The organism is Larkinella rosea (assembly GCF_003858635.1).
GTDB classification, from domain to species: Bacteria; Bacteroidota; Bacteroidia; order Cytophagales; family Spirosomataceae; genus Larkinella; species Larkinella rosea.
Genome location: NZ_RQJO01000008.1, coordinates 555025 through 567683 on the forward strand (window position 1 = coordinate 555025; position 12659 = coordinate 567683).

Annotated in this window: 15 protein-coding genes; all 15 read left to right on the forward strand. The window is 50.3% G+C overall.

Annotated elements, in window-relative coordinates; all coding sequences use genetic code 11:
• Positions 1-86 precede the first annotated feature (86 nt).
• The 15 genes from EHT25_RS11060 to EHT25_RS11130 all read left to right on the forward strand — a co-directional run bounded on the left by EHT25_RS11060 (position 87) and on the right by EHT25_RS11130 (position 12642).
• Positions 87-458 (forward strand): NADH-quinone oxidoreductase subunit A, encoded by a 372-nt coding sequence (locus EHT25_RS11060; RefSeq protein ID WP_124874397.1) that lies wholly within the window; start codon positions 87-89, stop codon positions 456-458.
• Between the two features lie 55 nt (positions 459-513).
• Complete coding sequence (locus tag EHT25_RS11065; RefSeq protein ID WP_124874399.1) at positions 514-1059, forward strand: NADH-quinone oxidoreductase subunit B; 546 nt, start codon at positions 514-516, stop codon at positions 1057-1059.
• A 105-nt stretch (positions 1060-1164) separates the two neighbouring features.
• Entirely contained in the window at positions 1165-1668 is a 504-nt protein-coding gene (locus EHT25_RS11070) for an NADH-quinone oxidoreductase subunit C (RefSeq protein WP_124874401.1), read from the forward strand.
• 109 nt (positions 1669-1777) lie between these two features.
• Positions 1778-3025, forward strand: coding sequence for an NADH dehydrogenase (quinone) subunit D (gene nuoD, locus EHT25_RS11075; protein WP_229311496.1), 1248 nt, complete (start codon positions 1778-1780; stop codon positions 3023-3025).
• A gap of 27 nt (positions 3026-3052) precedes the next feature.
• Positions 3053-3493, forward strand: coding sequence for a DUF29 domain-containing protein (locus tag EHT25_RS11080; protein ID WP_124874403.1), 441 nt, complete (start codon positions 3053-3055; stop codon positions 3491-3493).
• A gap of 6 nt (positions 3494-3499) precedes the next feature.
• Positions 3500-3997, forward strand: a complete 498-nt coding sequence (locus EHT25_RS11085) for an NADH-quinone oxidoreductase subunit NuoE family protein (RefSeq protein WP_124874405.1) — start codon at positions 3500-3502, stop codon at positions 3995-3997.
• A gap of 44 nt (positions 3998-4041) precedes the next feature.
• On the forward strand, positions 4042-5073 hold the full coding sequence (locus EHT25_RS11090) for a phytanoyl-CoA dioxygenase family protein (protein WP_124874407.1): 1032 nt from the start codon (positions 4042-4044) through the stop codon (positions 5071-5073).
• A gap of 49 nt (positions 5074-5122) precedes the next feature.
• A complete protein-coding gene (gene nuoF / locus EHT25_RS11095) occupies positions 5123-6463 on the forward strand; it encodes an NADH-quinone oxidoreductase subunit NuoF (protein WP_124874409.1) in 1341 nt (446 codons plus the stop codon).
• A gap of 24 nt (positions 6464-6487) precedes the next feature.
• Entirely contained in the window at positions 6488-6919 is a 432-nt protein-coding gene (locus EHT25_RS11100) for a hypothetical protein (protein ID WP_124874411.1), read from the forward strand.
• Positions 6920-6923: 4 nt separating this feature from the next.
• The gene (locus EHT25_RS11105) at positions 6924-8009 is read left to right on the forward strand and encodes an NADH-quinone oxidoreductase subunit G (protein ID WP_124874413.1); all 1086 of its coding nucleotides are present in this window, start codon (positions 6924-6926) and stop codon (positions 8007-8009) included.
• Between the two features lie 83 nt (positions 8010-8092).
• Positions 8093-9244 (forward strand): NADH-quinone oxidoreductase subunit NuoH, encoded by a 1152-nt coding sequence (gene nuoH / locus EHT25_RS11110; protein ID WP_124874415.1) that lies wholly within the window; start codon positions 8093-8095, stop codon positions 9242-9244.
• Positions 9245-9259: 15 nt separating this feature from the next.
• Positions 9260-9823 carry a NuoI/complex I 23 kDa subunit family protein gene (locus tag EHT25_RS11115; RefSeq protein ID WP_124874417.1) on the forward strand — a complete coding sequence of 188 codons (564 nt, stop codon included), beginning with the start codon at positions 9260-9262 and terminating at the stop codon, positions 9821-9823.
• A gap of 83 nt (positions 9824-9906) precedes the next feature.
• Complete coding sequence (locus tag EHT25_RS11120; RefSeq protein ID WP_124874419.1) at positions 9907-10425, forward strand: NADH-quinone oxidoreductase subunit J family protein; 519 nt, start codon at positions 9907-9909, stop codon at positions 10423-10425.
• Between the two features lie 145 nt (positions 10426-10570).
• Positions 10571-10987 (forward strand): BlaI/MecI/CopY family transcriptional regulator, encoded by a 417-nt coding sequence (locus EHT25_RS11125; RefSeq protein ID WP_124874421.1) that lies wholly within the window; start codon positions 10571-10573, stop codon positions 10985-10987.
• On the forward strand, positions 10984-12642 hold the full coding sequence (locus EHT25_RS11130) for a M56 family metallopeptidase (protein ID WP_124874423.1): 1659 nt from the start codon (positions 10984-10986) through the stop codon (positions 12640-12642). Before EHT25_RS11125 ends, EHT25_RS11130 begins: the two co-directional genes overlap by 4 nt.
• Positions 12643-12659: the final 17 nt, after the last annotated feature.

Here is a 12659-nt window from a genome sequence, read left to right on the forward strand (position 1 = left end):
TGATAAATCCGCGCTTATGTGGTAAATTTGAAAGATAATTTCGTGTTTGAAATATCATTAACTTGCGGGGCTTTCTGCAACCTTATATGAACACAACCTATTTGCCTTCCGATTACCTGCCGATTTTCATCCAGTTAGGATTGGCACTGGGCTTCATCATCACCACGATGTTCGTCACCCACAACATCGGTCCCAAACGGCACAGTAAGAAAAAAGACGAAGCATTTGAGTGCGGAATTCCTTCCGAGGGTGATGCCCGTACCCCGATCTCCATCAAATATTTTCTGATCGCCATTCTCTTCGTCCTCTTCGACGTCGAAGTAATTTTTATGTATCCCTGGGCGGTTAATTTCAAAAACCTGGGTGTGGCCGGGTTTGTCGAAATGGTTCTGTTCATGGGATTCCTGCTGGCCGGTTTCTACTACATTCTCCGCAAAGGAGTTTTGAAGTGGGAGTAAACTGAAATGCAGTATAAAATGTTAATTTGTTGTTATCAACAAACAACTCCAACGCATGGCAAGTGACATCAAGATAGCCGAAGCCCCCGCCAGTTACGATGGCCCCGGTTTTCAGGCAACATCATTTGATAAAATAATTGGGCTGGCCCGGGCGAATTCGCTGTGGCCATTGCCGTTTGCGACCTCGTGTTGTGGCATCGAATTCATGTCGACCATGGCATCGCGGTACGATATTGCGCGTTTCGGGGCCGAACGTCCGAGTTTTTCGCCCCGTCAGGCCGATGTATTGCTGGTAGCCGGAACCATCGCCAAGAAAATGGCCCCGGTTTTAAAACAGGTGTATCTGCAAATGGCCGAACCACGCTGGGTGATCGCCATCGGCGCCTGTGCGTCGAGTGGCGGTATTTTCGATACCTACAGCGTTTTGCAGGGCATTGACCGGATTATTCCGGTCGACGTCTACGTCCCCGGTTGCCCTCCGCGCCCGGAGCAAATTCTGGACGGGTTGATGAAGGTGCAGGAACTGTCGATCAACGAATCCCTGCGCCGACGGAATTCGCCGGAATACCAACACCTGCTGGAATCGTATAATATTCAATAATTGGATGGTTATACGGTTTTGATGGTTAGATGGCAATCGGACTAGTTGCAGTCATTTAAGCCATTCAACCATCAAAACCATCCAGCCATTTGACGATCATTTTTCATGACTAACGAGGAAGTTGCCAAAGATCTGATCCGCCAGTTTGGGGAAGACGTTTACGATTTTGATGATCCGTACGGAATGCTGACGTTATCGACCAAACGGGAGCAGATTATCCCGATGCTGCGGTATCTGAAAGACCATTCGTTGTATCAGATCAGTTTTCTGACGACACTGTGCGGTATTCATTATCCCGACGATCCAAATCCGGAACGGGAGTATTGTATCGTTTATCAGCTTCACAGTCTGGTCAATAATTTCCGACTGCGGATCAAAGTCTTTCTGTCGGAAGCCGATCTGCACATTCCAACGGCAACGACGGTTTACCTGAGCGCCAACTGGATGGAACGCGAAACGTACGATTTCTTCGGGGTTATTTTCGACGGTCATCCGAAACTGACGCGGATTCTGAACATGGAAGACATGGATTATTTTCCGATGCGGAAACAATACCCGCTCGAAGATCCGACGCGGGAAGACAAGATCGATGCATTGTTTGGGCGATAATGATAGGATGGCCGGATGGCTAAGAAGGGTCAAAGGGTTTCCTGTTTTTTACCCATCTGACCATTTTTACCCATCCAGCCATTGAAGCCATTCAACAATTGAAAGTTACATGAGCACTGTACTTGACATATCGAATAAAGGCGTACCTGGTACTGATTTGCCCGCCAAATCGGAAGAAAACGTTCAGTACGTCAATGAGTTAACCACCCTGAACCTCGGGCCTACGCATCCGGCGACCCACGGTATTTTCCAGAACATTCTGCAAATGGATGGGGAAAAAATCGTGTCGGGTGAGCAGACGATCGGTTACATTCACCGGGCGTTCGAGAAAATCGCCGAACGGCGGCCCTTCTACCAGATCACTACGCTGACCGACCGGATGAACTACTGTTCGTCGCCCATCAACAACTTCGGCTGGCACATGACCGTCGAGAAGTTGCTGGGCATTACGGTACCGAAACGGGCGGAATACATTCGGGTGATCATGATGGAACTGGCCCGGATTGCCGATCACCTGATTTGTAACGGAATTCTGGGTGTGGATACGGGAGCTTTTACCGGTTTTCTGTACCTGTTCGAAGAACGCGAAAATATCTACGAAATCTACGAAGAAGTTTGCGGGGCGCGTCTGACGACCAACATGGGCCGGATTGGTGGCATGGAACGTGATTTATCGGCCGAAGCGATTCGTAAAATTCGCGCTTTCATCAAGCGGTTTCCGCCCATTATGCGCGAGTTCGAGAAACTGTTCAACCGCAACCGGATTTTCATGGACCGCGTCGTCGACGTGGGCGGTATTACCGGCGAACGCGCGCTGAACTACGGTTTTACGGGACCGAACCTTCGGGCCGCTGGCGTTGATTACGATGTGCGGGTGATGAATCCGTATTCGTCGTACCAGGACTTTGAATTTGATATTCCGGTTGGAAAAAGTGGCGACACCTACGACCGGTTTATGGTACGGAATGGCGAAATCTGGGAAAGTCTGCGGATTATCGAACAAGCCATCGAGAACCTGCCCGAAGGACCGTATTTTGCGGATGCGCCGGAATATTATCTGCCGCCCAAGAAAGAAGTCTATCGCAACATGGAAGCCCTCATTTATCACTTCAAGATTGTGATGGGTGAAATCGATGCGCCGGTGGGCGAGGTTTATCATTCCGTGGAAGGCGGTAATGGCGAACTGGGCTTTTACCTGATCAGCGATGGCGGTCGGGCGCCTTATCGTTTGCATTTCCGTCGGCCTTCGTTTATTTATTACCAGGCTTACCCGGAAATGTGCGTGGGAACGACGCTGTCGGATGCAATTGTCATCATGAGCAGCCTGAACGTGATTGCGGGCGAATTGGATTCGTAAAATCCCGATAGGGAGAAAGGAGGGCTTATGAAACCCGACTGGGAAGATTTAGTCAGTAGTTCATACCCGGAAACCGTTGAAACTATTCGGAAACTTATCGAAGATAAGGAGTACGAAGAAGCGATGGAAGGGCTGGATGAACTTTATGAAAATATGTCAAATACTGACAAACGGGCGTTGGAAAGCCAACTGGTCCGGCTCATGGTCCACGTTTTGAAATGGCGTTATCAACCGCAAAAACGTTCGACCAGTTGGGTAAGGACGGTTGTAAATGCCCGGCGAGAAATTCATAAACTCCAGAAATACGTGCCTTCTTTGAATAGAGAGTTTATTGAAAATAATTGGCAGGAAAGTTTTGGAGACGCCGTTGAAGAAGCCAAAGCCGAAATGAACCTGTCGCGTAAAGATAAATTTGAACCTGCTCCATTAACGTGGCAGGAAGTATTTGAAGATGAATACCTGCTGTAAAACGATATGACGGAAACGCCAACTACCGTAGAATTTACCCCTGAGCGACTAACAATAGCGCAGGAAATGATTGCCCGTTATCCACAGGGTCGGCAGAAGTCGGCGCTGTTGCCGCTGTTGCACCTGGCGCAGGAGCAATGGGGCTGGCTCAGCCCCGAAGTGATGGATTATGTGGGACGTATGCTTGATATTCAGGCCATTGAGGTTTATGAAGTGGCGACGTTTTACACCATGTTCCACCTCGACCCGGTGGGTAAGCACGTCATCGAGTACTGTCGGACGGGCCCTTGCTGCCTGATGGGGGGAGAAGAAGTTTACGATTACCTGAAACAGAAACTCGGCATTCAGGCCGGACAAACTACGCCCGATCAGCAGTTTACGCTGAAAGAAGTGGAGTGTCTGGCCGCTTGCGGAATGGGACCGGTTTTTCAAATTCGCGAAAAATACTACATGCATCTGACCCGGGAACGCGTCGATGAAATCATTGAAGAATTAAGCCGGTAAAACCGGCTACCAGTCCAACCTCAAATCAACAGAGAAAGCACGTTATGGAGAGTAGGTTAAAAGATAAACTTCGGCGGTTCTACCGGATGATTAAGTTCCGGATGAAGAACGCCCCGCTTGATTTTGAGGAAGATACATTGCCCTGGATTGATCGCTCAGATGCCGATATCGATGCTTTTGTCAAGAAATTTAAAACCCCGAAAGACTTTCCGTATGATTTAGGAAAATTGCTCCGCGACTGGCGTGATAAAGGCTACGTCATTCTGGAACAGGCCATCCCGACCGAATGGATCGACGGTTTATGGCAGGAAGTAGAAGAAGTGGTTGAAAACAACGAAAAATATTCGGTTAAATCGCTGGTTTATCAGTTTAATGACGGAAAGGAAACGCCCGTTAAAGACGTTCCCAAAGAAAAACTGAGAGGAATTGGATCGCGGTTGCTGGAATACCACAACAGTTCGGTGGGAGCCAAAAAAGTGATGACACACCGCCACCTGGCCACGTTTCTGGATGCGGTTTTCAATGAAAAAACAACGGTTTTCCAAAGCCTGATTTTTAAATACGGAAGCCAGCAGGGAACACACCAGGATTATCCGTGGGTACGTTCGAAAATTGCCAGCCACCTCGCGGCTGCCTGGATTCCGCTCGAAGACGTCAGCCCGGATTCGGGTCCGCTGCTGTATTATCCGGGATCTCACCGCCTGCCGAAGTTCAATTTTGGCACCGGAATCCTCTTCAGCGAGCAGGATTCGTACTATACGCCCGACGAATTTACCGATTACCTGAATAAGATTTGCGCGAAAAATGGCATCAAGGGAACCGTGTTGCTCTTGAAAAAAGGCGATGTATTGTTCTGGCACGGCGCGCTGGCCCACGGCGGAAGTCGGATTAACAATCCGGGACTGACGCGTAAATCGTTTGTTTGTCACTATTCGACCTTACGCTCGTACCCAAAACACCGTTTTGAAGAAGGCGAAAAATCAATCGCGCAACTGCATAACGGCATTACCATTTACGCCAATCCAACCAATTTGCCCGAAGAGGATATTATGACGGCCGGTAAAGATTGGAAGTGATTATTTTGTGATTAACGACTGGGGTAAAACCCGTTTTTGAACTATAGCTATGGGCAAAAAGATTCTGCTCGAACATATTGATGTCCCCGGCATCGAAACCTACGATGTGTACCGGAAACAGGGCGGCTACACGGCGGTTGAAAAAGCACTCAAAACCATGAGCCCCGACGGCGTGGTGGAGGAAGTAAAAAAAGCCGGTATGCGCGGCCGGGGCGGTGCGGGTTTCCCGATGGGAATGAAATGGAGCTTTCTGGCTAAACCGGAAGGTATTCCCCGCTACTTGGTGTGCAATGCTGATGAGTCGGAGCCGGGAACATTCAAGGATCATTACCTGATGAAGAACATTCCCCACCTGTTAATTGAGGGAATGATTATTTCGAGCTACGCACTGGGTGCCAACAAGTCGTTCATCTACGTGCGGGGCGAGTTGATGTACGTGATTCGCATTCTTGAAAAAGCCATTGCTGAAGCGAAAGCAGCCGGTTTTTTGGGCAAAAATATTCTGGGTTCGGGCTACGATCTGGAGCTGGTCGTTCATCCGGGCGGAGGAGCGTATATCTGTGGCGAAGAAACCGCCCTGCTTGAATCGCTGGAAGGTAAACGCGGCAATCCGCGGAATAAACCGCCTTTTCCGGCCGTCAAAGGACTTTATCAATGTCCAACGGTGGTCAATAACGTCGAATCGATTGCCACGGCGGGCTGGATTGTCAACAACGGGGGCGATGCGTACGCAGCCATCGGAATCGGTCGGAGTTCGGGAACCAAGCTGATTTCGGCGTCGGGGCACATCAAAAAACCGGGTGTCTACGAAATCGAGCTGGGCGTTCCGGTCGAAGAGTTTATCTATTCGGACGAATGGTGTGGCGGTATTCGCGATGGGCATCACCTGAAAGCCCTGGTGGCCGGAGGTTCGTCCGTACCGATTCTGCCTGCCAACCTGATTACGAAACTGGCCAATGGCGAACCGCGTCTGATGACGTACGAATCGTTGTCAGACGGCGGTTTTCAAACCGGCACCATGCTGGGTTCGGGCGGTTTTATTGTTTTTGACGAAACCGCCTGTGTCGTTCGCAATACCTGGAATTTCTCCCGGTTTTACCACCACGAGTCCTGCGGGCAGTGCAGCCCCTGCCGCGAAGGAACCGGCTGGATGGAAAAAGTACTGCACCGGATCGAATACGGTCACGGCAGCATGCACGACATCGATCTGCTGGTCGATGTATCCAAGAAAATTGAAGGGAATACCATTTGTCCGCTCGGCGACGCAGCAGCCTGGCCGGTAGCCAGTGCGATCCGCCATTTCCGCGACGAGTTCGAGTGGCACATTACCAACCCCTCCGAAGCAACAAAACCGGGTGCGGTTTTTAAAGGGGATATGGCGTTGGTTTAATTACAAAGTAATTGTTTCGACACCTTGGAAGAGATAATGCTATTGCGGAAATTGGTCGAAGAGCACGATTACAAAGGAGCCCTTGTGTTGATCGACCATATGGACGAAATGGCGAGAGACGATAAAATTAATAAAGTCGGAGCGTACGTTTTTGTGTTGTTGGTTCATTTGATTAAGCAGCAGGCCGAAAATAGGACTGTAAGGTCTTGGAACCACTTAATTGAGAAAGCACTTGATGGTATTCATAGAGCTAATAAACGTCGTAAAACAGGAGGGCAATATTTATCGGCAATAGAACTAGGTGAAACAATTGATGAACGCTTCAATCTGGCTATTAGCGAAGCCGCGAGCGAAGTATTCGAAGGAATGTATTCATCAAATAAAATTGCCAAAATGATTGATGTTGAACAGATTAAAGGAAAAGCTTTAGAGCTGATCGTAACTTACGAGCTATAGCTAAATGGAAGATATAAAACCGCAGTTATTTAAAGTTACCATCGACGGCATTGAAGTCGAGGTAGAGCCGGGGACGACGATTTTACAGGCTGCCCGGAAAATTGGTGGCGATGTGGCTCCACCGGCCATGTGCTACTACCAACCCCTGAAAGGCAGTGGTGGAAAATGCCGGGCCTGTCTGGTGCGGGTAGCGGCCGGTTCCGGCAAGGACCCGCGTCCGATGCCGAAGCTGGTGGCTTCGTGCATTACGCCCGTGCAGGACGGTATGATTGTTGAAAACTCGACCAACGAGCAGGTTCTGACCACCCGCAAAGCCATTGTCGAGTTTCTGCTGATCAATCACCCGCTCGATTGCCCGGTTTGCGACCAGGCTGGTGAGTGCGATTTGCAGAACTTCGCGTTCAACCACGGCATGGCGACCACCCGCTACGAAGAAGAACGCCGGACGTTCGAGAAACAGGACATCGGCCCGTACATTCAGTTGCACATGACGCGCTGCATTCTGTGCTACCGCTGTGTGTATACCGCTGATCAGATCACGCAAAAGCGGGTTCATGGCGTATTGGGCCGGGGAGATGCCTCCGAAATCAGTACGTACATCGAGAAAGCGATCGATAATGATTTTTCCGGGAACGTCATCGACGTTTGTCCGGTGGGTGCCTTGACGGATAAAACCTATCGGTTCAAAAACCGGGTCTGGTTTACCAAACCGGTCGATGCGCACCGCGATTGCCCGACCTGTTCCGGCAAAACGACGGTTTGGTACCGGGGCGACGAGGTGATTCGGGTAACGGCCCGCAAAAACGAATGGAACGAAGTCACTGAGTTCATTTGCAACACCTGCCGTTTCGAGAAAAAGAAAACCAGCGACTGGGTGATCGAGGGACCGACGAAAATATCGCGTAGTTCGGTGATTTCGGCCAATAAATACCGCGCTGATACGATCAAACCGGATTTCCAGAAAAAACTGGCTGCGGCTACGTACACGCACGTCGATGACGAACGCGATACGTCGCAACTGGGGATTCAGCAATTGCCGCCGGAGCGGTTTGCCCCGGTTTTGCCCCACGCCAACGATCCGGAACCTTAAAATAGAGAAAAGATGTGAGACAAGAGAATAAAGACTGAGTGGTCGCTTGTCTCACATCTCACTTCTCATGTCTCGATAAAAATATGAACCTGACAGAACTCATCATTAAAGGCATTCTGATCCTCGTACTCTTCGGAGTGACGTTGCTGATTGCCATGTATTCGACCTGGGCAGAACGGAAAGTAGCCGGTTTTATCCAGATTCGTTTCGGACCCAACCGGGCGGGACCGGGCGGTATTTTCCAGCCGCTGGCCGATGCCGGTAAAATGTTTTTTAAAGAAGATTTTATTCCGTCACAGGCCAACAAGTGGCTTTTCATTCTGGGTCCGTGTCTGGCGATTCTGACGGCTTTGATGTCGAGCGCGGTGATTCCGTTTGGCGAAAGCATCCGGTACGAAGATCTGGTGATTCCTGTTCAGGGCATCGAAATCAACATCGGCATTCTGTACGTTTTCGGCGTTGTGTCGCTGGGCGTTTACGGGCTGATGGTGGGTGGCTGGGCGTCGAACAACAAATTCTCGCTGCTGGGGGCCATTCGGGCGGCTTCGCAGAACATCAGTTACGAAATCGGGTTTGGTCTGTCGATCATCGCCATTCTGATGATGACGGGTTCGCTGTCGATTCGGGCGATTGTGGAACAGCAACACGGTTTTGCCTGGAATCTCTTCAATCAGCCGCTGGGCTTCATTATTTTCCTGACCTGCGCCTTTGCCGAGTGTAACCGGACACCGTTCGACTTGCCGGAGTGCGAAACCGAACTCGTGGGCGGTTACCACACCGAATACAGTTCCATGAAACTGGGCTTTTACCTGTTCGCCGAATACATCAACATGTTCGTGTCGTCGGCGATTATTTCATCGCTGTATTTTGGCGGGTATAATTACCCCGGTATGGACTGGGTGCGCGAAACCCTGACCGGTTCGCTGGGAGCGGCAACCGGCCACAACCTGACGACGCTCATCGGAACGCTGGTGCTGTTTGGCAAGATTTTCTTTTTCATTTTCTTCTTCATGTGGGTTCGCTGGACGTTGCCGCGTTTCCGCTACGACCAGTTGATGAATCTGGGCTGGAAAACCTTCATCCCACTCTCGATATTGAATGTAGTCGTAACCGGTTTTGGCCTTTTATACGATGTAAAATACGCCAGTTGGGCCATTGTAATCGTAATGGTCATTCTGGCGATGGTATCGTCGGCCCGCGCCCCGAAACCCGCCGTTCAACCGCAGCGAAGCTGATAACGCACTGATCCTATGCAATTAACCAATCGATCTAAAGAGGTCAGTAACAAGCAGATGACGCTGGCGGAGAAGATGTATCTCCCGTCTATTGCGCAGGGGCTGGCCATTACGATAAAGCACTTTTTCGGCAAGAAAGTAACGATTCCGTATCCGGAAGTGAAGCGGTATCTGGGACCGGTTTTTCGCGGACATCACATTCTGAAACGCGACGAAGAAGGCCGGGAGCGTTGTACGGCCTGCGGGTTGTGCGCCGTAGCCTGTCCGGCCGAAGCCATTTCGATGGTTGCTGCCGAACGCAAAAAGGGCGAGGAAAACCTGTATCGCGAAGAGAAATACGCAGCGGTATACGAAATCAACATGCTACGGTGCATTTTCTGCGGGTTATGCGAAGAGGCTTGTCCGAAGCAGGCGGTTTATCTGCGGCACGATAAGCTGGTGCCGATTTTTACCGAACGTGACCAGGTTGTGTATGGCAAGGAGGAACTGGTCGAAAAAATGACCGACCGGTATATTCGCACCAATCCTGACGCGCAGGCCACCCCGACCGAACCGTCGTTTTCGCGATCAGCCACGTAATTTTCGTTTATGGTTTGAGGTTTAACATGTAGGGCTTGCCGGATCACGTTAAACTTCAAACCTTAGTCTTTAAACGCTAAAAAATGAAGCCTACCGAAATACTTTTTTACGCCCTAACCGCCATCACCCTCCTGAGTGCATCGTTTGTGGTGACGGCCCGAAACCCGATTCACAGCGTATTGGCGCTGATTATGACGTTTTTCTGCCTGTCGGGGCATTACATCTTGCTGAACGCCCAGTTTCTGGCGGCTGTCAACATCATTGTTTACGCCGGAGCCATCATGGTTTTGTTCCTGTTCGTGATCATGTTCCTGAACCTGAAAACCGATGATGAAGAATCGAAAACCACCATGACCAAGCTTGCGGCTGTGGTCGTCGGTGGTGTATTGCTGGTCGTGATGGTCGCGGTGTTGCGGGTCGGAACGATGGCCACTTACAATCCGTCGTCGTACAGTGCGAAAGTGGGGTTGGTCGAAAATCTCGGTATCGTTTTATACAAAGATTATCTTTTACCGTTCGAGCTGGCGTCCATTCTGCTGTTGGTCGCTATGGTTGGGGCGGTGATGCTGGGCCGACGGGAACCCGGTGATCGGCATTATTAATAATCAGGTTATTTTAGATTGAAACGGGTTGTGCCAGCTGGTACAACCCGTTTTTGTTTTACACCTGTCCTAAGCCCGAAGAAAAAAAAACTCGGAAAATTTATCTACCATTTTGATCGTACGATTTTTATCGTACCTTTGAAATATGAAATCAGAAAACCAATCGTCGCCGGAGCGAGCCGAACCGACCAAAGCAGAACTGGACATTCTCACGGTATTGTGGAAACACGGTCCATCTACCGTGCGGTTCGTCCATGAGCAGCTCAATACATTCAAGGAAGTGAATTATACGACGACCTTGAAACAGATGCAGCTGATGGCCGAAAAGGGGCTGTTGAGTCGGGACGAAAGCCAGATGAAGCACGTTTATGGCGTGGCCGAAGAGGAACAGAAAACCAAAAGCTATCTGCTAGACCGCTTCGTCAATCACCTCTATGAAGGTTCGGCTGGGAATCTGGTGATGCAATTGCTGGATTCCAAAAAAGCCTCGAAAGATGAAATAAAAGCCATTCGGGCGCTGCTGGATAAACTGGATGAAGAAGAACCAACTACACAACAATGAACGCCATGAAAATTCCCTTCGATCACCTGATGGCCCAGCCCTGGGTCCAAAAAATCGGACTGACCCTCCTGCATTCGCTCTGGCAGGGTTTGCTGCTTGCGGTTTTGGCCGGATTGATCCTGGCCCTGACCCGCAAGGCCGAATCCCGGTTGCGGTACTGGCTTTTCGTCGGCTTGTTAGGTTTGTTCGCGCTGGGCATCGGAGTTACGCTCTACCTCCAGTTTGATCAGAAAGCGGTTTTTCCGGTTACGGAGCGGCAGACTTTGCCAAATACCAGCTCTGCTACCTTTTCGGTTTCCGTCAGCGCAAAACCGCTTGAATCCTATGTCACAAACGGTTTTGCGTTGATTGCGCAGTATTCGTCTCCCCTGGTGTTGATCTGGCTGCTGGTTTTGTTCCTGAAAAGCGTTCAATTGGTCAGGAGTCTGTACCACCTGAATTACCTGCAACGAAAACAGACGGTTTCGATTGGTTCGCATTGGGAAAATCAGGTGAAAATTCTGGCCGGGCAACTGGGCATCCCGCGAACCATCCGCGTGATGCAATCGGCACTGGTAAAATCGCCGATGATTTTGGGGCATTTCAAGCCCGTCATTCTCGTTCCACTGGGCATCCTGACCGCCATTCCGCCGGAAGAAATCGAGCTGATGTTGCTGCACGAACTGGCGCACATCAAGCGGCTGGATTTTGTGGTCAATCTGCTGCAACACCTGCTGGAACTCCTGTTTTTCTTCAATCCGGCGATTTTATGGATCTCATCGCTGATCCGGGCCGAACGCGAAGCCTGCTGCGATGATCTGGTGGTTTCGTATGCCGGAAGCAAGCGAAACTACATCCGGGCGCTGTTGTCATTTCGTGAATATGAATTGGAAGAATCGGGTTATGCGCTGGCTTTCGCTAAAAAAAGAGGATTGCTCCAGCGGGTCGAACGGCTGGTTTCCCAAACGAATACGACGCTGGACCTCCCGGAAAAAGTCGTACTTTCCATCTCGGTTCTATTGGTTGCCACCATCGGTTTTCTGTACGCACAACCGGCTGAAAAATCCCCAAAACCGGCTGTTGGTACGGAGATGAAACAAAACGGATTCCGCCCGAACCGGGTTGAAGTTAACCCGCTGACCCGCAAAAAGGGGGATCAATCCATCAAAGAAATCGGACCGGATTTATCAAAAAATGAAACACTGAAAGCCGGTGATCGGCTCAAAACCGGTCAGCTTCCCAACGGTTTTAGCCCGAACCATAGCCAGCGATTTCAGGATGTGCGGGATCATTCCAACTCGTTGCAGCGGCCGGCGTATCGCCCGGATTCGCTCGCTGGATTGACTGGCCTGCAACCGTTGCAGACTGCCTTGCAGCCAACGCTTCGGGATTCTCTTCCGGAATTGTACCACAAACCGGAGCTGAAACTCAACCGGCTTGCCTATTCACCAAAACCGCTCAGTGTAAAGAAGTCCGTTACCGATCAGATCATCGATGAGATTGTTAACGCCGGGCTGAGCCCCAAACGAGAAGGTTTGTCCTTTCACATTACGAATGATTTCCTGATCGTCAACGGCGTCAAACAGTCCGACGAAGTTCATCATCAGATTGTTTCCAGGTTCGTTAAAAAACCGGGCGACCTCGTCGACTTTACCTACCGGAACACGAATCCGTAACCAACTTAACAGCTCCC